Consider the following 25,954-nt stretch of genomic DNA (forward strand, 5'->3'; position numbering starts at 1 on the left):
GCTCATCAGCAGCCGCGAGATAACGATCTCTACTTGGATTATTCACCCCCACCGGATTTCGTTTATTAGATGTTCCTTTCAGGCCGCCTCCATCCTCAAACACCCTCTGTTCCAATCCCCTCGCAATATCTTTTCCAGCTTGGCCATCACCGACAAAGAATGGCTCAGGCGCCACATCAAAGTGCGCAGTGCTTGAATATCGATAGCCCAGTACATCTTGGGCTGAATGACCTAGTCCTGGCTTGCTTGCGTAACCAATATAAGGCTTACCATCCTTTACACCTTCGTATGCGATATGCGTAGCATTAGCAGGGTTTCCAGCCCATCCTAGTGGATCTAACCAACCGAGTGGATTGACAGCATATTGGTAAAGGTTGATTCCTCCAAGAAGTCCAATTGGATCCTGAGTGGCAAAACGCCCGATCTCGGGATCGTAGTAACGGAAGGTACTGTAGTGCAGTCCCGTCTCGTCATCAAAGTACTGGCCTTGGAAGCGCAGATTCTGCTCGATCTCATTGATGGGCAGACTCTCTATTGCCCCCCAAGAACGATAAGTCGCCTGCCAAACGATCTTGCCGTCACTGTTCGTCAGCTCCAGCGGCGTACCAATCTGGTCCGTATGGAAGTAATAAAGCTTCTGGTCCTCCCCTTCCACCTGATCAACCCGCACCAACGGCGCATAGCTACCCGGCTCGTACAGGTACAAGATGCTCTGCCCCGGCGTCTCCTCACGCAGCATCCTCAGCCCCCTGGACTTGGCAAATTGCCGGGCATTGAAATCCAGGCGGTTGCCCGCAGGGTCGTAACGAAACTCTTCGCTGCCAACCAGCGAGCCCGTATCGCGGCTGCGCAACTGGCCGTTCGCTTCGTACTCGTACTTGATCTCGCCACGCAGCTTGTCGAGCGTACGCACCAGTTCACCTGCCGGGTCGTACTGATAACGGCGGTGAATCGGGTTGTACGCATGCTCCACCAGCAATGAGGTATTGATACCGGTGTTGTGCACCTGCGAGAGCTTGTCTGCCGGCAAGTTCGAGGCAAACTGCCACGCCTTGCGCCCCATCGCGTCATAACCGAAGCAACTGGTGAGCTTGCCTTGGGTCCGGTACACCTCCCGGTGCAGGTCGTCACGCTCCATGTCGCTGATCACCTGGCCATCGAGGTTCAGCTGGTGCAGGTGCCCGCTGCCGTAGTACAGGTGGTTGGCCTTGCGGCCATCCGGCAGGGTCAGCGTAGTCAGGTTGCCGAGCGGATCGTACTCGTAGCCGAGCGTGCCGTCGGGGGTGATTTCTTTGGTCAGCCGCCCCAGCAGATCGTAGGCGTACTCCAGCTTCTCTTCCGTGATCCCAAGCTGCTTGCCGATCCCGGTCGGCTGCCGCTCGATGCTCAGCAACCGGTCGCCGTCGTCGTACGCGAAGGTCTGGCTCGCATCGCGGTTGATCTTGGCGACCAACCGGCCAATGGTGTCACGCTCGAACAGCGTATGCCGCTCCGGGCGCTCGGCATTTTCGCCATAGCCGATCTCATCCAGTCGGGTGAGATGGCCACCCGCGTTGTAGCTGAAGCGCCGGGTCAGATTATCGATCCGCACCTCTTCAATCAGCCGATCCGAGGCGTCATAGGCAAAGCTGTACGTGGCGTTGTTCTCGTTTACCAACCCGGTCAGGCGCCAAGCCTTGTCGTACTCGTAACGAACCACACCTCCTTTCGGGTCCCGGCGGTTACTCGGCAAACCACGGGAAGTGCGTAGCAGGCGGGTGATCTGGCCTTTGCCATCGGTGTGGTCGAGCACCTGACCAAGGTCGTTGTAGGTGAAAGTTTCCGCCGTGTTGTCGGGATGGCTGATGCGCAGCACCTCACCGTCGGGCTTGCGCTCCAGCGTGGTGGTCTGGTTCAGCGCATCGGTTACCGCGACGAGGTGCTGGCGTTCGTCGTAGCGGTACCAGGTGTTCTTGCCCGAACAATCCTGGTAACGCTCGACCTGGGCCAGGGTGTTCCACCACAGGTACTTGGACTTGTAGGTCGCGTCGATGATGGTGTGCGGCAGGCCGTCATCGCTGTTCAGGTATTCGGTCATTTGACCCAGGGCATCGAATTCGGCGAGCAGGTTGCCCTTTTCGTCGTAGCGCGCCCGCCAGGTGCTGCCATCCGGGTAACTGACCTGGGTCACCAGCGTGGTCAGGTGGTGATATTCGTAGGTGGTCTTGCGGCCCAGCGGGTCGGTCTCTTCGAGCAGACGGGAGAATTCGTCGTACTTGAATTGCAGGCAGCTACCGTCCGCCAAGGTCAGGTCGACCATGTTGCCATTGTCGTCCAGCTCGGTGGCATAGCGTTCGCCGCCGTAGTCGCGGCTGGCGATCACCCGGTGGTCGGGGTTGTACTGCACTTCCAGCTCGCGGCCGAGCACGTCGGTGGCCCAGCTGGTACGGGCGCCGATCAGCTGCCGCCCCCGTAAAACTAAATTAAAATCACTTAAATCGAGATAGATCAACAGGAAGACGATCAGGATCAAGCGTATTTATCTCTTGATCAGACAACAAATCGTCAAAAACATTGCCTCCGAATTTCTCGATGAAAGCACGCTCATCTTCATAAATCGCTATGCACTGCAACCAATTTATTTTTAGCGAGTTAAATTCAAGCTGTGGAAAATGAGCATCGTTCCACATGAAAGGAATTGTCAAATACATATGAGGCTTTTTTGGAGCCTTTAGGTAATCATTGAACACATCAACAATTACATCACCCGGCATTACATAACGTTGGCTTTTTCGGATAAAGAAAGCTGCGGAAGCTATTGCATTTTCCCAGTAGGTCTCTTCAGTCAAAGCCCCGGCACAGAGCTCTACACGAGTAGAAAATTCCTCGCCATCACCAGCAAATAGTGGAACTTCCGACAACCCTATCGTACCTAAAGACTTCACCCCCCACATGCAAAGAGTCCAGGGTAGTCAGTACATCTACCGAAATACTTCTAAAGTCATCATAATAAGCTTGAACCTTGAGCTCACCCCCAAAAACCTTCAAAGCATGCCTAGCTACTGCCTTGCACTGTTCGCTTGGAATAGTCATTTACGGACCCAAATATAGATGGCGAACACTTCGGTGACCACTTCCTCGACCGTGGTGCCCTGGAAGATCCGCGTGTCGAAGCAGTTCTTGAGCATCGCGAACCACGGGTTGAAGGTGGCGGTGTAACGGGCCATGCTGCTGATGCTGGCAAAGCGCGTCAGGTATATAGCGCGGGCGCCTTCGGCCAACTCGATTTCGATGCTGACGTGCTGGCCCATCATCGACTTCAGCGGTACGCCGGAGTCTTCGGCAATCTCGCCAGGGCCAGTGTTAAAATAGAAAGCAAAACATCCGACCGCCTCAACGCCAGCAGTCGTCACCTAAAATTTGCATTTTAAAGACCGCCAATCCCAGAAACTTCTGCCTAGCAAACGCCATCATCCAGCAAAAATAAAACCGTTCAAAACCTCGACCAATTGAGAATGCGTGAACACTTCTTCATCTTTCCGGTTACGAACTAGAGTAAACACCTCTTTTTTTGGAGATAGGACTTCCACCACTTCGCCCTTATAGTTTGTAATCTCAATAAATCCACTAACTACACCATTGAGATTCTCTATCTCTGATAATAGTGCAGGATACTTCATCAACACGCCAGACTCATCGGTGCCGGCTTCAGTCCCCGGATTATCAAAATACACTTTAATTTTAGGACAAGCGCTCCTATTCCAACGAAAGACAGGAATCATACGCTGAATCATTTCTTTAAATTCACCCTCAGATTCGTCTCCCGAAAATTCACACCGATGTATAGGAATACAAAGATACAAGTTCCCTCGCTTACCGTCCAGCCGTCCTTTCAAGCTGCCGTGATAAGTATTGGGCACAACCAACACATGAGTAAAACCATACTTATTCGGCGCAATATCGAATATTATAGTCTTATCCTGACTCAAGGAGTCAGGCGCCTGCTCAACAACCTCCACAGAAAACACCCTGTCACTTACGCCCTCAGATATAACCAGCAAATCTTTCCTATCTGTACTTTTCAAACAATATTCATATACCACTTTTGGAAGCTTGTGCTGAAAAAAATAGCAACCGGCGTATTCTTCCACGCAAGCAAAGGACTGCAATAAGTCATCTTTAGAGAACATACCAACCTCATTCATAATCAGGCCCTACGTCCTGCCTATACCTCACGCCATCCGCAGCCATTTTAGCGCCACCGGAACTGTTAGCAGAACGCAATCGAATACTCATATTATCTACTTCATTGTAAAAATCATTCCGTGCAGCGCGAGTAGAATTATAGCCTTGTCCGTTCCAGTGTTCAACGACTGGCTTGTTGTGTTCAATTGTGATTCGGGGATCGTTCCTATGGACAACATCCATATCAGCTGTAAGAATTTTCCCTGCATCTGGTCCATCTTGGATAGTATTAGCATCCAAGACCTTATCTTTAACACCCGCACGATAACCACTTGGATATTGGGATTTTCGATTATACTGAACAGGGTTCTCACTGGTCTTAACAAACCTACCATCCGCCCCCCGCAATGGCGGACTAGCATCAGGGCTATCCACGGGTACTTTCTTCGGCACTGCCTTAACGTTTCCAAGGTTAGAACCAAAACCTTGCACTTTAATTTCGTAACGGGCATCAAAGGCTTTGCCACCCTTTGCGCCAATACCCCCTCCAAGCAAAGCCCCACCAAATGCCATCAGTTTCTGGCCATCAGAACCTTCACCAAATAGCTCACCGCCAGCCCAATGCCCAGCCATTCCGCCCGCAATACCACCAGCCAACCCCGCCATCACCAACACTGGACTTGCCAGTACAAAAGCACTAGCCAGCCCCAACGCCATCACCGCACGCTCAAGCCAAACAGGAACTTCCGGGTCAATTGCATCAGTCGTCGCTGTTCCCCCTCCTATACACACATTAGGGGAGCCAGCACTTATTTTTGCATCACAAACTGTCCGGTCACCGACTCGAGCCGCAGGCTGACCATTGATATAAACCGAGTCACTACCCTGGGCCAATATCTTAGGTCCCCCTGGATGATCCGAACACTCGGCATTATCCAGATGAGCCCTCGCAGCAGGCTTCCCATTTATATAAACGTTACTTGAGCCTGATCGTATTTGCCCTGTTTCACTACAAGCGAAAGATAGGCTACCAATCAGTTGACCGATTCCAGCGCCAGTGGCTGCTCCCGCTCCAACCATCGCGGCTAGCGCTACAGCCCCAAGCCCGCCGGTCCCGATAACGGCAATACCTATGAGTACCGCGCCTGCACCAATTGCTAAGCCAGCAAGCAATCCACCTAAAGCGCTGGAGTGCTCGATTGGATCATCTAGTCTCGCAGCAGCCGCAGTCATGCTGATTCGGCCTGTTCAGCATCCCCCTCGTTCACAGGCAGATAGCGCAGTTGAAGACTTTCAACCAACCTATCGAAAGCACTACGCTCCTCCGCCGTCATGCCTTTGGGACTGTTGCTCGTACCGGTAATTTGCATGAGCAAAGGCCGCTTGTACTCATCCTGATGCAGAAAAATTAGCTGTACTTGATGAACCGGTTGGCCTTGTTGTCGCCAACGGAACTCGACACGTCGGGCCTCTAATCCAGCTACCTCTACCGGGGAAACCAGTTCGATCCACTGAACATGGGACAACGTCTTTTTCAACTCACCAAGCAGTTGTTGCGCAAGCGTCTCCAAGTCCGTATCCGGCTCCACCGGCGAACGCCCCACGACGAACGAGAACGGGCTAGGTCCGATGTCCGTCAGAGTAAAGACGTGAAATGTCTTGTCTTTTAAATTCTCTGGACGAATGAAACTCAACTCATTTGTAAGAAAACGCTCTGGTGGAGGGGGCTCTGCATTGCGAGCCTCCTCTTCTAGACGCTCACGCTCAAGGCGCTCTTCGCGTTCACGCCGTTCAGATAATCGATCGTAGATGTTTCTACGCATGGGACTTTTCCTTGTCGCTAATCAAGACTTGTTCAAATTGATTATTTTGCTGCCTGCAACGTCCACGGAGATGCCTGACAGTGTAATCGTGCCATCCGAGTTCATTACAAGCGTGCTTTTTCCCACCTCCAAGGTGATTGACTTTGCCGCTTTTATTTTTACCTCACCCTGGTCCACCGTCACAAAATACGAGCCCTCCTCCACCGCAATACTGGTTTCCAGCTTAATGGTTTCGGAATGTCTGCCCTCGACAGTGATAGTTCTATTCCCGCCCACCTTGAGACTGTCATCTGCCTCAACCTCAGTATCCAGATTGCGCTCGGCGTGCATGATGATCTGCTCAGCACCAGCCTTGTCTTCGAAACGGAAGAAGTTCGCGTTCGACCCTTTACCTTTAGTAGAGCGGGTCAGGAAACCACTCTGGGTCTTGTTCGCCGGCAGCGACCATGGCGGGGTGTTGGTGCTGTTGTACAGGCTGCCCATGATCAGCGGGCGGTCGGGGTTTCCGTCGAGGAACACCACGACCACTTCGTCGCCCACACGCGGGATCTGGATGCTGCCGAAGCCGCCGCTGGCACCGGATTGGGCGACGCGCACCCAGCACGAACTGTGGTCGTTGTACTTGCCATTACGGTCCCAGTGGAACTGGATCTTCACCCGGCCCAGTTCGTCGGTGAAGATCTCCTCACCCGGTGGGCCGACGATGATCGCGGTCTGCGGGCCGGCGATGGTCGGCTTGGGCGTGCTTAGTTGCGGGCGGAACGGGATCTTCTTGCGCACGCAGCTGAAGGTGTTGAAGTAGCTGGCCTGCTGGCCGGTAAGGTAGTTGTTGTGGCCTTCGCTTTCCACGCTCATCAGCAGGAACTGGCGGTCTTCGACGGCACCCTGGTCGTGGGCGTAGTGCTGCAGCAGCTCGAAGGCGTATCCGGGCTTCATGGCGCGGCAGTTACTGGCGCCTTCGAACTGCTTGCCGCGCAGTTCCAGTGCTTCGATGCGTCGCCGTAACAACGCCTCGCCTTCGTCATATGTGCTGTGCGTGTACTGGCCGGGGTCGTAGACCTCGAAGCGCTGCACGGCGCCCTGCTCGTTCAGGCTGCGCATGGCCACCGGCAGGCGGTTGCGCGGTTGGCGGTAGTCGAAGGTCTGCGCGGCCATGCTGCCGGCCTGCAACTGGCGATGACCGCACCACTGGGTGATCGAGTCGGCGGTTTCGGTGACCGAGGCGCTGTGGAAGCGGATTTGCGCTTGCTCGGGGAGCACGTCGAGCAAGGTGGAGTCGTCGCAGATGATCAGCGTGTGGGCTTCAGCACTGTGCTCGAAGAAGTAAAACAGCCCTGCTTCATCCAGCAGGCGCTGGACGAAGTTGAGGTCGCTTTCGCGGTATTGGGTGATGTAGGTGTAGCGCTTGTGCACACGACTCAAGCGCAGCGCATAGGCAACGTAGCGTGGATACAGGGCGAAAACGTCAGCGAGCACCTCTGCGACCGTGCAGTTCTGGAAGATGCGCGTGTCGGTGCGGTGAGTGAGCATCGTCAGCCAAGGGCTCAGGATCGCACTGTAGCGGTCCAGGGCGCCATCGCTACCCAGACTGGCAAAGCGGGTGAGGTAGCCGTTGATGAAGCGCGGCGCGGCATCGGCCAGTTCGATCTCGATGCTCACCTGCTGGCCGATCATCGACTTGAGCGCTAGGTGCGGCCCGTCGCAGATCAACAGCAGCTCGTAGGCGAACGGCTGCGAAAGGCCTTCGGCGCCCTTGAAACATTCCAGCAGCAGAGGCTGGTCGAGGTCAGCCAAATGATGAAACTTGAACAGTCGGCGATGCTGCGGCGTAAGGCGCTCGGCCAAGTCCATGATCATTGCATTGTCCTTGAATGCTCGAAGCGCTCGGAGGTTAGGGCAATGATCGAGGGGCTAACAATGAACGATATGTTGAGGGAAATGTGCGTTTGTAGGACCGAGAAACCGGGTGATTTCTCGCTTTCCTACACAGCACGCAAGTACCCATCGTCGAGATGGAACGCTAACTCAGCAACGGCGCCACTTTGCGGCAAAATATGCGCCTGGCAAGGGCTTTGCCCTTGGTCGAGGGTGAACCCGCTCCCACAGGGCCCCGCAGAATCAGGGAGTTACAAAATAACCGGCACTCGCACTTACCTGCGGGCAGCAACTGCCCTGCCGTACTGCCTTGGGTTACCATACCCGGCTCCGCGAAGCCCATCATTCACGCCAAGCCCCCGCTTGCTCGACTCGACACCAACAGGTCATCCATGCGTCTGTTTCATACCTCCGACTGGCACCTGGGCCAAAGCCTGCACGGCCAGGAACGCGACTTCGAACACGCCTGCTTCCTCGACTGGCTGCTCGGCCAGCTGCGCCTGCGCCAGCCGGATGCGCTGCTGATCGCCGGGGATATCTTCGACACGGTCAACCCGCCGGTCAAAGCCCAGGAACGTCTCTACGACTTCATCGTCCAGGCCCACGAGCAACAGCCGAAGCTGGACATCGTGATGATCGCCGGCAACCACGACTCCGGCTCGCGCATCGAGCTGCCCGCGGCGCTGATGCGCCGCCTGCGCACCCATGCCCTGGGCCGTGTGCATTGGCTGGACGAGGGCCAGCTGGACGCCGAGCGCCTGCTGATTCCGCTGACCAACGGCCGTGGCAAGGTCGCCGCCTGGTGCCTGGCCCTGCCCTTCCTGCGCCCGGCCGAGGTGACCGGCCCGCAATTGGGCGACGACTACCTGCAAGGCATCACCCAGGTGCACCAGCAGCTGATCGCCGCCGCGCAAAAGAAGCGCAAGAAGGACCAGGCGCTGATCGCCATCAGCCACGCGCACATGGCCGGTGGCGCGGTGTCGGAGGACTCCGAGCGCAGCCTGATCATCGGCAACGCCGAGGCGCTGCCGGCCAAGCTGTTCGACAAGGCCATCAGCTACGTCGCCCTGGGCCACCTGCACAAGCCGCAGAAGGTCAACCGCGAAGAACGCATCCGCTACAGCGGCTCGCCGATCCCGCTGTCGTTCGCCGAAATCAACTACCCGCACCAAGTGCTGGAAGTGGAGCTGGACGGCACTGACCTGGTCAGCGTCGAACCGCGCCCAGTACCGCGCGCCGTAGCCCTGCAACGGGTCGGTCCGGCACCACTGGGCGAACTACTGGAACAGTTGGCCGACCTGCCAGTGATCGACCTGCTCGAAGACCCCAACCGCCAGCCCTGGCTGGAGGTGCGGGTGATACTGGACGAGCCGCAACCCGACCTGCGCCAGCAGATCGAAACCGCACTGCAAGGCAAGGCCGTGCGCTTGATCCGCATCAGCGCCGAATACGCCGGCCGCAACAATGCCGAAGACGATGACCTGGCCTTTGTCGAACTGGCCCAGATGACCCCGCAGGACCTGTTCAGCCGCGCCTGGGAGCAGGCCTATGGCAACCCCGCCGACGAACAGGCGCTGGCCGACTTCGCCCTGCTGTTGCAGGACGTGCAGCAGGAAGAGGAACAGCCATGAAGATTCTCGCCATCCGCCTGAAGAACCTGGCATCCCTGGCCGGCCCGGTCGATATCGATTTCACCGCCGAACCGCTGGCCAGCGCCGGCCTGTTCGCCATCACCGGGCCTACCGGGGCGGGCAAGAGTACCCTGCTCGACGCCCTGTGCCTGGCGTTGTTCGGCACCGTGCCACGGCTGAACGACATTGGCCGCGAGGCCAAGGTGCCGGATGCAGACGGCGAGATCCCTACCTCCGACCCGCGCAACCTGCTGCGCCGCGGCACCGGCAGCGGCTTTGCCGAAGTCGATTTCGTCGGCATCGATGGCCGCCGCTACCGCGCCCGCTGGGAAGCCAACCGCGCCCGCGACAAGGCCAACGGCAAGCTGCAGCACAGCCGCCAGAGCTTCTATGACCTGGACAGCGAGCAGGTGCTGGGCAGCGGCAAGAACGAATACAAGCAACTGGTCGAAGCCCGCCTGGGCCTGAACTTCGAACAGTTCACCCGCGCGGTGATGCTGGCCCAGAGCGAATTCGGCGCCTTCCTCAAGGCCGACGACAAAGAACGCAGCGAGCTGCTGGAAAAGCTCACCAACACCGCCATCTACACCCGCCTGGGCCAGCGGGCCTTCAGCAAGGCACGCGAAGCCGGCGAGGCCCACAATGCCCTGAAGGACCGTGCCAGCCACCTGCTGCCGATGGCCGCCGAAGCACGCGCCGAGCTCGACCAGCGCCTGGAACAGGCGCAGCAGCAATTCAAGGCCGACCAGGCCGGCGAGCGCCAGCTGGAACAGCAACGCAACTGGCTGAACGAGCAGCGCCAGCTGCAGGCCCAGCACGCCGAAGCCGGTACCGCGCTGCAGGCCGCCGAACAGGACTGGCAACAACTGGCTGACCAGCGCCTGGACCTCGTGCGCCTGGAGCGCCTGGCCCCGCAGCGCCACCAGTTCCACCGCCAGCAGACACTGACCGCGCAACTGGCACCGCTGGCAGCGAAGATCGCCGAGCAACAGCAGCAGCAAGCCGAGCTGCAAGTGCGCACCAGCGAGCTCGAACAGGCGCTGGGCACCGCGCGTCAGGCGCTTGCCGATAGCCAGGCCCAACACAGCGAGAACGCCCCTCGCCTGCGCCAGGCCTTTGCCGCCCAGGACAACCTGGCCCGCCTGGACCAGGAGCTGGCAGCACAGCGCAGTGCCAGCCAGCAGGCCGAGCAGCAGGTCGCCGAAGGCCAGCAGCACCTGCAGCAGCTGGAAGACAACCAGCAGCGCAGCCTGCAGCAACTGGCGCAGATCGACACCGCGCTCGCCGACAGCCAGCACCTGGCGGGCCTGGCCAACGCCTGGCACGCCTACCTGCCGCAACTGAAGCAAGTGATGCTGATCGGTGGCCGCCTGGCCAAAGGCCGTGAAGAGCTGCCCGGCCTACAGGCCCAGGCCAGTCAGGCCAATGCGCACTTGCAGGCCGAGCGCGATGCCTTCGAGCTGCTGTTCCGCGAAGCCAAGGCCGAACCCCAGGCCCTGGCAGAACAGATCGACCTGCTGGGTGGCATGCTGCAGGACAACCGCAAGCAGCAGCGCGCCGTGGAAGAACTGTCACGCCTGCATGGCCGTGAACTGGAACTGCGCCAGCAGCTGGAGGCCGTGCGCGTGCGTCAGCAGCAGGCCATGCAGCAGCGCCAGCAACTGATTACCGAAGGCACCGCCGCCAAGGCCGAGCTGGAAGCCGCCGAGCAAGCGCTCAACCTCACCCGCCAGTTGCTGGAACGCCAGCGCCTGGCACGCAACACCAGCGTCGAAGAGTTGCGCGGCCAGTTGCGCGACGGCGAACCCTGCCCGGTGTGCGGCAGCGCCGAGCACCCGTTCCACCAGCCTGAAGCGCTGCTGCAAAGCCTGGGTCGCCATGACCAGGCCGAAGAAGATGCCGCGCAGAAGCAGGTCGAAACCCTCAACAGCAAGCTGGTGGATATGCGCACCCAGCTGGGCGTGGTCAACGCCCAGCTCAAGGACTTCCAGCAGCAGCAGCAGCAATTGGACGAACAGCTGCAACCGCTGGTGGCCCAGGTGCAGGCGCACAGCCTGTGGCCGGCCCTGGCCCCGCAGGACGACAAGGCCCGCAGTGCATGGCTCGACAGCCAGCTGCGGCGCCTGGACGAAGAAATCGGCCAGGACGAGAAACGCCAAAGCGCCCTGCTCGCCCTGCAAAAAGATGCCGCCCGTCTCAACCAGCAACTGCAGGCCGCCCAGCAGGCGCAACAGCAGGCCCAGCGCCACCTGGAGCAACAGCACCAAGCCCTGGCCAGCGACGAGCAGCAGTTGCAGCAAGGCCTTGAGGACCTTGCCGGCGTATTGCCCGAAGAGGCCCTCAAGGCCTTGAACGACGACCCGGCCAATGCCTTCCTCGCCCTGGACCAGCAGATCGCCCAACGCCTGCAGCAACTGGAGCAGCGCAAGGACGAGCAGGAAGAACAGCAAGCCCGCCAGGCCCAGCTGGACAAGCTGCGCGACCAGCAGCAGGCACGCGTGCAGACCCAGCAGCAGCTGCAGCAGAAACTTGCCGCCCTCGACGAGCAGCGCCAACAGGCCCAGGCTTCGCTTGGCGAACTGCTTGGCGGGCACGCCAGCGCCGAAGCCTGGCAACTGCATATGGACGCCGCGCTGGAGCAGGCCCGCGCCCTCGATGCCGACACTGCCCAGCGCCTGCAGGACTTGCGTACCCAAGGCGTGCAACTGGCCAGCGAACTCAAGGCCAACACCCAGCAGCAGCAGGCGCTGGACGCCGAGTGCCAGCAGTTGCAGGGCCAGATCGCCCAGTGGCGCGCAGAACACCCGGAACTGGACGACGCCGGCCTGGATCGCCTGCTGGCCATGGAGGACGCGCAGGTAAATGAACTGCGCCAGCGCCTGCAAGGCGCCGAAAAGGCCATCGAACAGGGCCGCGTGCTGCTGCACGAACGTGAACAACGCCTGCAGCAACATGCCGCGCAAATGACTGTGGACACCTCGGCCGACGCCCTGGAACAGGCCCTGACCGAACTGCGCGAACGCCTGGCCGGCCATGAGCAGCAATGCGCCGAACTGCGTGCACAGCAGGCCGATGACCAGCGTCGCCAACAGGCGCACCAGGCGCTGGCGGCGGAAATCGAACAGGCCCACCAGCAGTGGCAACGCTGGGCTCGCCTGAACGCCCTGATCGGCTCGGCCTCGGGCGATGTGTTCCGCAAGATCGCCCAGGGCTACAACCTCGACCTGCTGCTGCACCACGCCAACGCCCAGCTGCGCCAGTTGGCCCGCCGCTACCGCCTCAAGCGCGGCGGCAGCGCCCTCGGCCTGCTGGTGCTGGACACCGAGATGGGTGACGAATTGCGTTCGGTGCACTCGCTGTCTGGCGGGGAAACCTTCCTGGTGTCGCTGGCCCTGGCTCTGGGCCTGGCCTCGATGGCCTCCAGCACGCTGCGCATCGAATCGCTGTTCATCGACGAAGGCTTCGGCAGCCTCGACCCCGAGTCGCTGCAACTGGCCATGGACGCCCTCGACGGCTTGCAGGCCCAGGGCCGCAAGGTGGCGGTGATTTCCCACGTGCAGGAAATGCACGAACGCATCCCGGTGCAGATCCAGGTGCGCCGCCAAGGCAATGGCCTGAGTGACGTGGAGGTGTGCGGGTGATCCTCTACTCGTTCCGCCGCTGCCCCTGGGCCATGCGCGCGCGCCTGGCCCTGCGCTATGCGGGATGCGAGGTGGAGATTCGCGAGGTAGCGATGAAGAACAAGCCGGCAGAACTGCTGGCCTTGTCACCCAAGGGCACGGTGCCGGTACTGGATACCGGTGCCGGGGTGCTCGAAGAAAGCCTGGACATCATGCGCTGGGCGCTGGCGCAAAACGACCCGCAGGACTGGCGGCTGCAGGCCGACCCTGCGGCGGCGCAGCAGGCTGAAACACTGATTGCGCGCAACGACAGCACGTTCAAGGCGCAGGTGAACCTGTACAAGTATGCCGAGCGCTACCCCGAGCATACCCGCGAGCATTACCGCCAGCAGGCCGAGGCCTGGCTGGCGGAGCTCGAAGGCCTGCTGGCGGGCAGGCCCTACTTGCTGGCCACGCACCCGAGCATTGCCGATGCCGCGTTGCTGCCCCTGATGCGCCAGTTTGCCGGGGTCGAACCGCAGTGGTTCGCCGAGGCGGCTTATCCGCGGGTGCGGAGCTGGCTGGAGGGGTGGTTGGCTTCGGAGCTGTTCAGGTCAGTCATGGCCAGGTAGCTTCGCGCGATCCCTTGTAGGAGCGGCCTTGTGTCGCGATAGGGGCGCGCAGCGGCCCCAGGTTTTTGCGTCACAGCAGAAATTGCCGGGGCCGCTCTGCGGCCCTTTCGCGACACAAGGCCGCTCCTACAGGGGACCGAGTCAGGTTCAGTGGTTGTGCTTGCCACTCAATGCCGCATGGAAATTGGCACTCTGGCGCAGGTACTGTTCGGTGTAGCTATGGGTAGCGGACGCCTTGCCGCTGCTGTCGGCATGAGCATGCGCTGGCAATACGACCGAAGCGGAAATGGCGGATGCGGCAATGACCGGGAAGAGATTGAAGTTCATCTGGGCTGACCTCGACGGCGGTGGTTTGACGTTGGCCCGTTTGGGCCTTGGGTCAAACTTACGCCGCCGAAGCCGCAGGCAAAAATTCATTGCGCCAGTATCGACTATCACGCCGATCGATATCACTCGATGAACTTCAGGTCCGACGGCGCATCCTGCTTCAGCGTCTGCACCGTCTCCAACAGCTTCCCGCTGCGCGGATCGCGGCGTATCACCACGATCTGGTTGCTCTTCTGGTTGGCCACCAGCAAGAAGTTGTCGCTCGGGTCGAGGGCGAACTCGCGGGGATGATCCCCCTCCACCGAACGGCGCTGCAGGAACGTCAGCTGGCCATCCTGCTTGCCCACGCTGAACGCCACGATCTCGTTGGCCGTGCCTCGGTTGCTCACATACAGGAAGCGCCCGTCTGCCGACAAGTGCAAGCCACCTGCCGCTTTCGCCGCAGCTTCCTTGCTCTCGGTCAGGGGCAGGCGCTGGCGTTCGACCAGGTTGCCCTCCTGCACGTCGAACATCACCACTTCGGCACTCATTTCCAGGGTCAGGTAGGCGTGCCGACCCTTGGCGTCGAACAACAGGTGGCGCGGCCCGCTGCCCGGCGGCAGATCCACCGACGCGGGGATCGCCGGCGTCAACGGGTGGTCTGCGCTGGCACCGTCGTAACGGTAGATGAACACCTTGTCGGCACCCAGGTCGCTGGCATACAGGTGGCGGCCGTCCGGTGACAGCACCAGCGAATGCACATGGGCGCTAGCCTGGCGCTCGGGGTTGACCCCGCTCGCCTTGTGCCGGGCCTGTTGCACCACCGGCTTGAGCTTGCCGTCCTTGGCCACCGGGACTACCACCAGGCTGCCGCCGGGATCGGGCTTGACCGCGTAGTTGGCGACGAACAGATAACGCTGGTCCTGGCTGAGGCTGGCGTGGGTAGGCTCGTCACCTTGGCTGGGCACCTGGTTGATGGGCTTGATTTCGCCTTTTGCACTGACGCTGAAGCTGCTGGCATGGCCGTTCGGGGTTTCATTGACCGCGAACAGCTGGCGTTGATCGGCCGACAATACCAGCCACGAAGGGCTGACACTCTCCACCACCTGCTGCGGCGACGGGTCGATATGACCGGTCTTTTCGTCGAACCCGTAGCGGTAGATGCCCTGGCTGGCGCCATCGGTGTAACTGCCCACCAGCAAGGTGGCGGCGTGGGCATGGATGGTCAGGCTCATCAGGCTAGCGGTCAGCAGGCTCGTCCAGATCCGATTCATCTTCGTCATCATCCGGGGCGCGAAAGGCACTCATACAGACTAGCCGATGCGCGCCGTCGGCATCGTCGAGTTGCCACTCGTCACCCACGGCGATGGCAGCAGTGATCTGCTCAGGGGTGAAGGACCAGCGGCGGAGCTGGCGGCCGTCCATGCATTCGATGGTGAGGCCGGATTCATCGGAGGTGAAGTCGAAGGCGTGCAGGCCGTCGATCAGGAGCATGTCGCAGGACTGCAGGGCGGTGGCGAGGGGGGACATGGGGGTACCAATCTGAAATGAGTTGGCATTATAGCCTTGGGGCTGCCTTGCAGCCCATTCGCAGCACAAGGCTGCTCCTACAAGGGGACCGCGAACCTTCTGTAGGAGCAGCCTTGTGCTGCGAATGGGCCGCAAAGCGGCCCCCGGCAATTCAATGAGCGAAAATGGAGCCCCCCTCCTTGCCCACCATCTTCTCAGGCTTGATCAGGAACCTTGCCAGCGCCGGCAGCAGCCACAGCGCACCGAACATGTTCCACAGCAGCATGAAGGTCAGCATCAGCCCCATGTCCGCCTGGAACTTGATCGCCGAGAAGATCCAGGTGCACACGCCGATGGCCAGGCACAAGCCGGTGAACAGCACTGCCTTGCCGGTCGAGCGCAGGGTCTCGTAATACGCCTCCTGCAACGGCAACCCGGCGCGCAGGAAGCTTTCCAGCCGGCTGTAGATGTAGATGCCATAGTCCACGCCAATGCCCACACCCAGCGCCACCACCGGCAAGGTCGCCACCTTGACCCCGATGCCCATGTAGGCCATCAGCGCGTTGCCCAGCACCGAGGTCAGCACCAGCGGCAGGACGATGCACAGGGTGGCGGCGAACGAGCGGAAGGTAATCAGGCACATCACTGCCACGCAGATGTACACCAGGATCAGGATGGTCAGTTCGGCCGACTTGATCACCTCGTTGGTCGCCGCTTCGATCCCGGCATTGCCCGCCGCCAGCAGGAACTGCAGGCCTTCCTTGTTGTGGCTGTCGGCAAACGCCTTGGCCACGGCAGTGACCCGCTCCAGGGTTTCGGCCTTGTGGTCGTTGAGGAACACCAGCACCGGCGCCAGCGAGCAGTCGCCGTTGTACAGGCCATCAGCGCGGGCGATGGAGTTGTTGAGGATATCCGGGTTGCGCGACAGGGTTTCCCATTTCAGGCTGCCCTCGTTCATGCCCTTGATCACCTGCTTGGACACGGTCACGAGGGAAATTGCCGACTGCACGCCCGGGGTGTTCTGCATGGTCCACATCAGCTCGTCGATCGGCGCCATGGTCGAGTGGATCGAGCAGCTTTCCGGCGGGGTCTTGACCATGATCACCAGCACGTCGGAACTGGTCGAGTAGTTGCTGATGATGAAGTTGTTGTCCTGGTTGTAGCGCGAGTCGGGGCGCAGCTCCGGCGCGCCCTGGTCGAGGTCGCCGATCTTCAGGTTCTGGCTGTACCACAGGCCACCGGCGAAGGCGACCAGCGCCAGGGCCACCGACACCGGCGCCACCTTGGCACTGGCGAAGTTCGACAACAGGCGCCAGAACGGGTGCTCGCGGGTGGCGTCCTGCTTGCTGCGCTCGACGGCCTTCTTGCTGATGCCGACGTACGAGATCGCTACCGGCAGCAGGATGAGGTTGGTGAACACGATCACCGCCACACCGATGGAAGCACCGATGGCCAGTTCACGAATCACGCCGATGTCGATAATCAGCAGGGTGATGAAGCCCACGGCGTCGGCGAGAATGGCGATCATCCCCGGCAGGAACAGCTGGCGGAAGGTGCGCCGGGCAGCGGTCAGGGCGTTGTCGGCGTCACTCGACTGCAGGGCGATACCGTTGATCTTCTGCACCCCGTGGGAAATGCCGATGGCGAAGATCAGGAACGGCACCAGCATCGAGTACGGGTCCAGGCCAAAGCCCACTGCATGCATCAGGCCCAACTGCCAGACCACTGCCACCAGGGTGGTGATGAGCACGGCGATGGTGCTGCGGATGCACCAGGTGAACCAGTACAGCAGCACCCAGGTGATGGCCAGGGCGACGCCAAAGAACATCGCCACCATCACCAGGCCGTCGATCAGGTCGCCGACCTTCTTGGCGAAGCCGACGATGTGAACCTTCACATTGGGGTTCTGCGCCTGGAACTTGTCGCGGATCTTTTCTTCAAGCTGGTGCGAGAACTGCTGGTAGTCCAGCTTCACCTGCTTGCCTGGGTCCTGCGGGTCGGGGTAGCTCTCCAGCAGTGGCACATCGACGATGCTGGACTTGAAGTTGTTGCCCACCAGTCGCCCCACCTGGCCAGACTTGAGCACGTTGTCGCGCAGGGTGTCGAGGCTGTCCTGCGAGCCGTTGTAGGTGTTGGGGATCACCTCGCCACCCGAGAAGCCTTCCTCGGTGACCTCGCTCCAGCGCACGCTGGGGCTCCACAGCGACTTTAGCCCGGCACGGTCGACGCCAGGGATGTAGAACACTTCGTCATGGATCTGCCGCAGGGTCTCCATGTAGTCCTTGTCGAAGATGTCGCCATTCACGGCCTCCACCGAAATGCGCACGGTGTTGCCGAGGTTGGCCAGGTCGTTGCGGTGCTCCATCATCTGCTCGATGAACGGGTGCTGCAGCGGGATCATCTTCTCGAAGCTGGTGGACGGGCGAATCTGCGTGGCCTGCCAGAACAGGAAGATGCTGACCAGCACGCACAGGGCGATGACCACGGGGCGATTGTTGAAGATCAGGCGTTCGAGCAACGTGGCCTTGTCCTGGTGATGCGGGTGCATGGTGATGCTCTCCCTGCTGGTCATGGATGCACCTCCTGGTCAGCACCCTGCGGGTCAGCCAGGTGCACGCCACCCTGCCCTACCAGCAGCAGGCCCCCATCGGCCAGGCCGCCGACGCCGGCCAGGGCAATTCGGTCGGCGCGGTTGTAGACACTGAAGGTCTGGCCGTCATCGGTACTGCGCAGCACGCTGCCGCCATTGCCGACCAGCACCAGGCTACCGTCCTCGACAAGCGTAGCGCCTGCCAGGCCGAATTCGAGGGTGCCACGTGCGGCCTTGAGCTCGATCGGTTGCCAGCTGTCACCGAAATCGGTGGAGCGGAACAGGTTGCCGCGCAGGCCGTAGGCCAGCAATGTGCGCGGCTGTGCAGTGCCTATCACGCCGAACAGCGAGCCCTCGTAGGGGCCTTGAACCTTGGCCCAGGTCTGGCCGTTGTCGGCCGAGCGGAACATGCCGCCCTGCTCGCCGACAATGAACAGGCCCGCGTCACGCACCTGGGCGATACCGTTCAGGTGCAGCTGGTCGGGGTTGTCCAGGCGCTCGGCCACGTCCTGCCAGTGCTGGCCGCCGTCGGTGGTTTCCAGCAAGGCGCCGTAGGCACCTACGGCAAAGCCGTGCCGGGCGTCGAGGAAGGCGACATCGAGCAAGGGTGCTTCGCGGGGCAGGTCTTCGAACTGCTTGCTCCAGGTGGCACCACCATCGCTGCTGGCGAGCACCAGCGCATCGTGGCCGACGGCCCAGCCGCGCTTGTCGTCGAGGAAGAACACCGCGGTCAGCAGTTGCCGGGTGGGCACCCGCGCCTGGGTCCAGGTTCTGCCCTGGTCGTCGGAGAACAGGATATGACCGCGATCGCCCACTACCACCAGGCGCTTACCGGCATGGGTGGCGTCGATCAGCAGGCTTTGGCTGGCCTTGGCCGATTCGGTGGAATATTCGTCGGCGGCAGCGGCTTGCACGCTGTCAGCCCACACGCCGAGCCCCAGCGCCAGTACCGCGCTGGCTGCCAATGGCCAGGCAAAGCGCCTGTTCTGTTCCCTCATGACTGTCCCCCTGTTGTGTTCTTGTCTGGTGGGTCAATGCACTGCAGGTACTGCGAAAAGCCTGATCTAGAGGCTTGCAATAGCTTGAGGGGATCGTAGCGGGGATATTTGCGGGAACACAACGGGCGGGGTGTTATGTTTTGTTGTCGGCTCCAAAAGCTTCGCGGGTAAACCCGCTCCCACAGGTCCTGCACAGCCCGTGAAAGCGGTGCAGGACCTGTGGGAGCGGGTTTACCCGCGAAGAGGTCGGTTCAGGCTACGGAAAACTCAAGCCAGGCTCTTGCTCACAACCTCATACACATCACTGGACAGCTCACCAGAAGCCAGAATTCGCTCCAGCTCGCCCTTCATCAGAGCCTGACGCGCATCGTCATACTTGCGCCAGCGGGTCAGCGGTGCCAGTTGCCGCGAAGCGATCTGCGGGTTCAGCGCATTCAGCTCGATCACCAGGTCCGCCAGGAAGCGGTAGCCGGAGCCATCCGCCGCATGGAAGTTGACCAGGTTCTGCCCGGCAAAGGCGCCGATCAACGCACGTACCTTGTTCGGGTTCTTCAGGGTGAACGCCGGGTGCTCCATCAGCGCCTTGACCCGCGCCAGCCCGCCCGGCAGCGTACTGGCCGCCTGCACGCTGAACCACTGGTCCATGACCAGCGGGTTGTCCTTGAAGTGCTCGGCAAAGGCTTCCAGCGCCTTGGCCCGCTCGGCTTCGAACGGTGAGTTGACCAGCACAGCCAGGGCGGTAAGGCGCTCGGTCATGTTGTCGCAGTGCTCGAACTGCTCCAAAGTCGCCTGCAGCACCTGCGGCTTGCCGCTCTGCATCAGGTACGACAGCGCGATGTTCTGCAGGCTGCGGCGAGCGAAATGCTCGGCCGAGGCCACGTAGGCGGTGCTGCGCGACACTTCGCGGTTGGCCTGGTAGCGCGCCCACAGGGCGTCGAACAGCTGCTCGGCGATCTGCTGGCGGGCGAACTCGCGGGCAGCATGGATGGCGTCCACGTCGGCCACCTGGCTGATCTCGGTGAGGTAGGCCTCACCCGGCAGCGAGAGCATTTCGGCGACCATGGCCGGGTCCAGCGACTCGTTGCCGAGCACGGTGCCCAGGGCGGTGATCAGGCGCTGGTCGAGCTTCAGTGCCTCGCCGCGCTGATGCTGGCCGATCAGCTCCTGCAGCACCTGCACCGACAACTGCTGCCCCGCCTCCCAGCGATTGAAGCCATCGCTGTCGTGCTGCATCAGGAACATCAGCTGGTTGCGGTCGTAGGGGAAGCTCAGCTTGACCGGTGCACTGAAACCACGCAGCAGCGACGGCAGCGGCTTGGCCTGGATGCCCTGGAAGGTGAAGGTCTGCTCGGCCTCGGTCACCGACAGCACGCGGCTGGTGCCCTGCGCCGTATCTTCGCCGGCGAGTTGCAGCGGCAGGTCGTTGCCTGCGGCATCCAGCAGACCAAGCTCCACCGGGATCACGAACGGCAGTTTTTCGGCCTTGTCCGGGGTCTGCGGGCAGCTTTGGCGGAAGGTCAGGCTGTAGGTTTGCGCGGCCGCGTCATAGGCCTCGCTGACTTCCAGGCGCGGGGTGCCGGCCTGGTTGTACCAGCGCTTGAACTGGGTGAAGTCGACGCCGTTGGCGTCTTCCATGGCCTTGATGAAATCGTCGGTGGTCACCGCCTGGCCATCGTGGCGTTCGAAGTACAGGTCGCTGCCCTTGCGGAAGCCGTCGGCGCCCAGCAGGGTACGAACCATGCGCACCACTTCGGCGCCCTTCTCGTACACGGTCAGGGTGTAGAAGTTGGAGATCTCGATGAAGCTGTCCGGGCGCACCGGGTGGGCCATGGGGCCAGCGTCTTCGGCGAACTGGTGAGTACGCAGGTAGGCCACGTCTTCGATGCGCTTGACCGTGCGCGAGTTCATGTCGGCGCTGAACTCGGCATCGCGGAACACCGTGAAGCCTTCCTTCAGCGACAGCTGGAACCAGTCACGGCAGGTGACGCGGTTGCCCGACCAGTTGTGGAAATACTCGTGGGCGACCACGCCTTCGACGCGCTGGTGGGCGGCATCGGTGGCGGTTTCGGCACGGGCCAGCACACAGCTGGAGTTGAAGATGTTCAGGCCCTTGTTTTCCATGGCGCCCATGTTGAAGTCGTTGACCGCTACGATCATGAAGATGTCCAGGTCGTACTCGCGGCCATAGACTTCTTCGTCCCAGCGCATGGACTTCTTCAGGCTGACCATGGCGTGGTCGCACTTGTCGATGTTCTCGGGCTCGACATAGATGCGCAGGGTCACGTCACGGCCGGACTGGCGGGTGAAGCTGTCCTCGACGCACCACAGGTCACCGGCCACCAGGGCAAACAGGTAGGCCGGCTTCATGAACGGGTCTTCCCAGGTTGCCCAGTGGCGACCATCGTCTGCCGGCCCGCTGCCGATCGGGTTGCCGTTCGACAGCAATACCGGGTAGCGATGCTGCTCGGCGATCACCGTGGTGGTGAAGGTGCTCATCACATCCGGACGATCGAGGTAGTAGGTGATCTTGCGGAAGCCTTCGGCCTCGCACTGGGTGCAGAACATCTTGCCCGACTTGTACAAGCCTTCCAGCGCGGTGTTGCTCTCGGGGTGGATCTTCACGCTGGTGTCGAGGGTGAAGCGCTCGGCCTTGGGCTGCACGGTCAGGCTGTCGGCGTCGAGCTGGTAGTCGCCCGGCTGGAGTTCCTGGTCATCCAGCGAGGCGCGCAGCAGCTCCAGCTGCTGGCCATCGAGTACCAGTGGCGGCAGGCCGGCACCGCGTGCCGGGTTGCGGCGCATGACCAGTTGCGCGTGAACCAGGGTATGGTCCTCGAACAGCTCGAAGGTCAGGTGCGTCTCGTCGATCAGGTACTCGGGCGCCTGGTAATCCTTGAGGTAGATCACTTGCGGTTGTTCGGTACGCATGTGCAGGTCCTTTTTACTGGAGTACGGCCAACTGGTAGGCCGTGTACTTGCGAATATTGATCACACCGGTGTCGAAGATCAGGTACTGGCCCTTGATGCCCAGCAGCGTGCCTTCCACTACCGGGTCCTTGTCGAGGTTGAAGCTGACGATCTTCGATGGGTAGGCCTCGACCGGGTACTTCATCTGCACCACTTCGGCGTCGGCCAGCGGCTGGATCGCCTGCAGGCCGAAGCGCCCCTGCAGCTCGCGCAGGCCATCGGCACAGGCGTCGAAGACCTGTTCACGAATGGCCACCAGGTCGAGCTCCTCGGCATCGCCCTTGAGCAGGGCGCGCCAGTTGGTGCGGTCCGGCACCTGGCTGCGCAGCAAGTCTTCGACCAGGCCGGACTGCTGGCGGGTGGCCACGCGCACGATCGGCAGGGCCTGGGTGGCGCCCTGGTCGAGCCAGCGGGTGGGCAGCTGGGTGGCGCGGGTGATACCGACCTTGATCCCCGACGAGTTGGCCAGGTAGACCACATGGTCGGTCATGCAGAACTGTTCGCCCCACGACGGTTCGCGGCAGGTGCCGGCGTCATAGTGGCACTTTTCCGGGGCCATGATGCACACGTCACACTGGGCCAGTTTGGTCATGCACGGGTAGCAGTAACCCTGGCTGAAGCTGGTCTTGGTGCGCTTGCCACAATGGCTGCAGTGAATGGCGCCAAGATACTCAAGGCGCAGGCGCTGGCCGATAAACGGGTTGACCGGCACCTGCGTGTCATCAAGGCGAAAGCTGTACTGCACCACTGGCGCCTGCAGGCTTACCGCCATCTTGCTCAACGAGCCACGAGCGAGTTCGATCAATGTACCGAGTCCGACTTGAACAGAATGTTGGCGATCGGCGCGGACTTCGAGGCGCATTCCTGCGGGCCCATGTAGCCGGTACGCTGGTCTTCGGGCAGGTTTTTCATCTCCCAGGCGATTACCGCCTGCAGCGACAGCTCTTTCTGCTCGGCAGTGAGCTTGCGGCCATCCGACCATTTGCCGATTTCCACGGCCAGTTTCAGGCTCTCGTAGATTTCCGGGGTGATGTTTTCGATCATTTGCGCGAAAGTGGACATAGTGTCTCCTGATTCAAGCCGACAGTTTACGCCGGGCAAGCGCCCCACCCAAGAGCCCGGTCAGGCATCCGATGAGCAGCCCGCCGACGTGGGCAGCGTTGGCGATCTGGCCAAGGCCCAGGGTGTCGATCACGCCGCTCAGGCACACCACCAGCCAGATCAGCATCATCACCAGTACGCCCTTGGGCAGGTTGAAGTAACGGTCGGGTGCCAGCCACTGGTACAGCCAGATGTGCCCGAGCAGGCCGTACAGCACGCCGGACAGGCCACCGAACAGGCTCGGCCCGCTGCTGTAGTGCTGGGCCAGGTTGGACACCAGGCTGAACAGCAGGGTCAGGCCCAGCAGCGCCCACGGGCCCTGGCGCAGTTCGATGCGTTTGCCCAGCTCCCAGTACCACAGGCTGTTCATGGCCAGGTGCAGCACGCCGAAATGCAGCAGCATGGGCGATACCAGGCGCCACCACTGGCCTTGGTCCAGGCTTTGCGCCAGCGGGCTGAAGTACAGGTAGTCGCCCTGGACGCGGAAATCGAGGAAGGTGAACCAGCTGATGGTGGTGAAATTGTCGCCAAGGCCGGTGAGGCCGGCGACGATGAAGCACAGCAGCAGGGTGATAGTCGTGACTTTGCAGGCTTTGGCCTGTTCTGCCAGGGAGGGCCCTTTCGCGGGCTCGCCCGCTCCCACAGGATCGGTGGTGGCCGGCAGGTCGGCGTTGCCGTCGGGGTAGCGCTGGTAGAGTTCGCGGACGTCTGCGGCCAGGGTGTCGGGGGCCCAGAGCACCTGGGCATCGCCCTCCTCGCTGACCCGGTGCGGCACCTGCAGGCGCTGCAGCAGGTGAACGAAGCCGCTGAGGTCGACCGACAGCGGCAGGCGCATCACTTCGATAATGTTCATTGGTTGGCCTGTGGGCGGTCGACGTCGACCCAGACGAACTTGTGCGGGTCGATGCGGGTTTCATCATCCAGCCGGTAGGCTGCCAGCTTGCCATAGAGCACGGCGCTGTAGTCCAGGCAGGCCAGGTTGGCGCGGATTGGCGCCGGGCGGCCGCTGCGCCAGTAATGGCCGACGAACAGCATGGGCTCGTCTTCGGCATAGCGCAGCAAGGCGTTCTTCTGGCTGTGACTGAGCGGGGTGCTGGCCACTTCCGCGGGCAGGGCGTCTGGCTGGAACACGATGTCGCCGTAGGTTTGCGGGTCTTCTTCCCAGAACTTGGTACGGAAGAAGGCACGGGTCAGGCCGTCGCCACCGGTGAGGGTCAGGCCGTCAGGCAGGCGCATGTCGGTACCGCGCAGCAGGCGATTGCACACGGTGGCGGCAAAGCTGCCGTTCACCGCCGAGGCCTGGATGAAGTGTTCGTCGATGCGCCCGTCGGGGTACTGCTGGCGCAGCGGCTCGATCAGCCGCGGGTCCCAGCAGGCATGCACCAGGCGGAAACGCCCGGCGTCGACGAACAGCGGCAATTCGTAGAACCAGTTGACGAAGTCGTGCCAGTCAGCGGGGTGGTGGGCAAATTGGGTCAGGGTTTCGTCGATCAGCCGGGCGTGGCGTGGCGTATGCTCGCGCACAAAGGCCTTGCCGCTGCCAGGCAGTGCCGGGGTGACCCAGCCCAGCGCGTTGTACTCGTGGTTGCCCATGATGCAGAACGCCTGGCCGGCCTCGACCATGTCGTGGACGATGTGCAGCGCCTCGCGGATGCGTGGCCCGCGGTCGACGATGTCGCCAAGGAACAGCGCCTGGCGCCGCGGGTGGCGCCACACGCCTGCCACACGCTTGTAACCGAGGGCGTCGAGCAGGCGTTCAAGGGTCAGCGCACAACCGTGCACGTCACCGATGATGTCGAAACTACGCGCCGGATCGAGCATCAGTCGTCCCTGTTTCCCAGCCGGCTGCCCCAGCCGAGCTTGGTGCGGCAGACCTCGTAGTAATTGTGGTCCAGCGGGTGGATCAGGCGCAGCTTCTGCGGTTTCTTGCTCACCGTGATGGTGTCGCCGGGGGCGCAGGTGAAGTGGTTCTGGCCGTCACAGGATACCTGCGGGTAGATCTGCAGGTCCTTGGACACCACGATCTTCAGTTCGCTGTTGCCGTCGACCACGATCGGCCGGCCCGACAGGGTGTGCGGGTACATCGGCACGATGACGATGGCATCGAGCTTGGGGTGCATGATCGGGCCGCCGGCCGACAGCGCGTAGGCGGTGGAGCCGGTGGGGGTGGCGACGATCAGGCCGTCGGCCTTCTGGCTGCAGACGAACTGGCCATCGATGTAGATCTCGAACTCGATCATGCGCGTGGACTTGCCCGGGTGCAGCACCACATCGTTCAGGGCATCACCCTGGCCGATGGCTTCGTTGTGGCGGCGTACCTCGGCCTGCAGCAGGAAGCGGTTTTCCACCAGGTAGTGGCCGTCGAGCACTTCGGCGACCTTCTCTTCCAGCTCGTCGGGGCGGATGTCGGTGAGGAAGCCAAGGTTGCCACGGTTGATGCCCAGCACCGGAATGTTGTGCCGGGCCAGGGCGCGGGCGGCGCCCAGCAGGCTGCCGTCGCCGCCGACAACGATGACCAGGTCACAGACCTCGCCCAGCAGCTTGCGGGTGGAAGTTTGCAGGCCATGGCCAGGCAACACTTCGGCGATGGTGTCCTCGAGGATCACGTGCAGGTGGCGCTCGATAAGAAATTTTTTCAGTCGGCGAATGGTGTCGAGCACCTGGGAGCTGCCAAGGCGGCCAATGATACCGATATTGCGAAATTGCTCCATGGGGCTCCTGCGAGGCTCTGCGGCGGGTGACTATGCCGCGATTATGGGCGA

The 25,954-nt window shown here is 61.4% G+C and carries 19 protein-coding genes and 2 pseudogenes; 3 read left to right on the forward strand and 18 right to left on the reverse strand.

Going from position 1 to position 25,954, the window contains the following annotated elements:
• Positions 1-313 precede the first annotated feature (313 nt).
• The 7 genes and pseudogenes from WM94_RS24500 to tssI all read right to left on the reverse strand — a co-directional run.
• Positions 314-2,437: pseudogene (locus WM94_RS24500) on the reverse strand (RHS repeat-associated core domain-containing protein); the annotation flags it as partial.
• Between the two features lie 31 nt (positions 2,438-2,468).
• Positions 2,469-2,933 (reverse strand): suppressor of fused domain protein, encoded by a 465-nt coding sequence (locus tag WM94_RS29780; RefSeq protein WP_218188729.1) that lies wholly within the window; start codon positions 2,931-2,933, stop codon positions 2,469-2,471.
• A gap of 156 nt (positions 2,934-3,089) precedes the next feature.
• Positions 3,090-3,326, reverse strand: a pseudogene (locus WM94_RS24505) (contractile injection system protein, VgrG/Pvc8 family); the annotation flags it as partial.
• A gap of 123 nt (positions 3,327-3,449) precedes the next feature.
• A complete protein-coding gene (locus tag WM94_RS24510; RefSeq protein WP_061552320.1) occupies positions 3,450-4,169 on the reverse strand; it encodes a hypothetical protein in 720 nt (239 codons plus the stop codon).
• A 7-nt stretch (positions 4,170-4,176) separates the two neighbouring features.
• Positions 4,177-5,397, reverse strand: a complete 1,221-nt coding sequence (locus WM94_RS29785) for a PAAR domain-containing protein (RefSeq protein ID WP_082810641.1) — start codon at positions 5,395-5,397, stop codon at positions 4,177-4,179.
• Positions 5,394-5,987: a DcrB-related protein gene (locus tag WM94_RS24520; protein WP_061552322.1), complete on the reverse strand. Its 594-nt coding sequence runs from the start codon at positions 5,985-5,987 to the stop codon at positions 5,394-5,396. The genes WM94_RS29785 and WM94_RS24520 overlap by 4 nt, the downstream gene beginning before the upstream one ends.
• Positions 5,988-6,008: 21 nt before the next feature.
• Positions 6,009-7,844, reverse strand: coding sequence for a type VI secretion system tip protein TssI/VgrG (gene tssI / locus WM94_RS24525; RefSeq protein WP_061552323.1), 1,836 nt, complete (start codon positions 7,842-7,844; stop codon positions 6,009-6,011).
• A gap of 410 nt (positions 7,845-8,254) precedes the next feature.
• Between tssI and WM94_RS24530 the strand changes: the two genes are divergently transcribed.
• Genes WM94_RS24530 through WM94_RS24540 form a run of 3 tightly spaced genes read left to right on the forward strand, consistent with a single transcriptional unit; the run spans position 8,255 to position 13,724 of the window.
• Positions 8,255-9,493, forward strand: a complete 1,239-nt coding sequence (locus tag WM94_RS24530) for an exonuclease SbcCD subunit D C-terminal domain-containing protein (protein ID WP_061552324.1) — start codon at positions 8,255-8,257, stop codon at positions 9,491-9,493.
• Positions 9,490-13,134, forward strand: a complete 3,645-nt coding sequence (locus tag WM94_RS24535; RefSeq protein ID WP_061552325.1) for an AAA family ATPase — start codon at positions 9,490-9,492, stop codon at positions 13,132-13,134. Before WM94_RS24530 ends, WM94_RS24535 begins: the two co-directional genes overlap by 4 nt.
• On the forward strand, positions 13,131-13,724 hold the full coding sequence (locus WM94_RS24540) for a glutathione S-transferase (RefSeq protein WP_061552326.1): 594 nt from the start codon (positions 13,131-13,133) through the stop codon (positions 13,722-13,724). Before WM94_RS24535 ends, WM94_RS24540 begins: the two co-directional genes overlap by 4 nt.
• 147 nt (positions 13,725-13,871) lie before the next feature.
• On the opposite strand, the gene WM94_RS24545 is transcribed toward WM94_RS24540, so the two are convergent.
• The 11 genes from WM94_RS24545 to WM94_RS24595 form a co-directional block, all read right to left on the reverse strand.
• The gene (locus WM94_RS24545; RefSeq protein WP_012271225.1) at positions 13,872-14,051 is read right to left on the reverse strand and encodes a hypothetical protein; all 180 of its coding nucleotides are present in this window, start codon (positions 14,049-14,051) and stop codon (positions 13,872-13,874) included.
• Positions 14,052-14,173: 122 nt separating this feature from the next.
• Positions 14,174-15,304, reverse strand: a complete 1,131-nt coding sequence (locus WM94_RS24550) for a lactonase family protein (protein ID WP_256207050.1) — start codon at positions 15,302-15,304, stop codon at positions 14,174-14,176.
• Complete coding sequence (locus WM94_RS24555) at positions 15,270-15,560, reverse strand: DUF5629 family protein (RefSeq protein ID WP_015269450.1); 291 nt, start codon at positions 15,558-15,560, stop codon at positions 15,270-15,272. The genes WM94_RS24550 and WM94_RS24555 overlap by 35 nt, the downstream gene beginning before the upstream one ends.
• 151 nt (positions 15,561-15,711) lie before the next feature.
• Complete coding sequence (locus tag WM94_RS24560; RefSeq protein WP_024086538.1) at positions 15,712-18,087, reverse strand: RND family transporter; 2,376 nt, start codon at positions 18,085-18,087, stop codon at positions 15,712-15,714.
• Between the two features lie 20 nt (positions 18,088-18,107).
• The gene (locus tag WM94_RS24565; RefSeq protein ID WP_061552328.1) at positions 18,108-19,127 is read right to left on the reverse strand and encodes a YCF48-related protein; all 1,020 of its coding nucleotides are present in this window, start codon (positions 19,125-19,127) and stop codon (positions 18,108-18,110) included.
• Positions 19,128-19,394: 267 nt separating this feature from the next.
• Positions 19,395-22,052: an aminopeptidase N gene (gene pepN, locus WM94_RS24570; protein ID WP_061552329.1), complete on the reverse strand. Its 2,658-nt coding sequence runs from the start codon at positions 22,050-22,052 to the stop codon at positions 19,395-19,397.
• Positions 22,053-22,065: 13 nt separating this feature from the next.
• Positions 22,066-22,896 (reverse strand): DUF2797 domain-containing protein, encoded by an 831-nt coding sequence (locus tag WM94_RS24575; protein ID WP_061552330.1) that lies wholly within the window; start codon positions 22,894-22,896, stop codon positions 22,066-22,068.
• On the reverse strand, positions 22,893-23,153 hold the full coding sequence (locus tag WM94_RS24580) for a YeaC family protein (RefSeq protein WP_003260154.1): 261 nt from the start codon (positions 23,151-23,153) through the stop codon (positions 22,893-22,895). The genes WM94_RS24575 and WM94_RS24580 overlap by 4 nt, the downstream gene beginning before the upstream one ends.
• A 13-nt stretch (positions 23,154-23,166) precedes the next feature.
• Entirely contained in the window at positions 23,167-24,045 is an 879-nt protein-coding gene (locus WM94_RS24585; protein WP_038409144.1) for a rhomboid family intramembrane serine protease, read from the reverse strand.
• On the reverse strand, positions 24,042-25,013 hold the full coding sequence (locus WM94_RS24590) for a metallophosphoesterase (RefSeq protein ID WP_013971625.1): 972 nt from the start codon (positions 25,011-25,013) through the stop codon (positions 24,042-24,044). The genes WM94_RS24585 and WM94_RS24590 overlap by 4 nt, the downstream gene beginning before the upstream one ends.
• Positions 25,013-25,903: an NAD(+) kinase gene (locus WM94_RS24595; protein WP_061552331.1), complete on the reverse strand. Its 891-nt coding sequence runs from the start codon at positions 25,901-25,903 to the stop codon at positions 25,013-25,015. The genes WM94_RS24590 and WM94_RS24595 overlap by 1 nt, the downstream gene beginning before the upstream one ends.
• Positions 25,904-25,954: the final 51 nt, after the last annotated feature.

Source organism: Pseudomonas sp. ABFPK (genome assembly GCF_001586765.1).
In the GTDB taxonomy this organism is placed as follows: Bacteria; Pseudomonadota; Gammaproteobacteria; order Pseudomonadales; family Pseudomonadaceae; genus Aquipseudomonas; species Aquipseudomonas asiatica.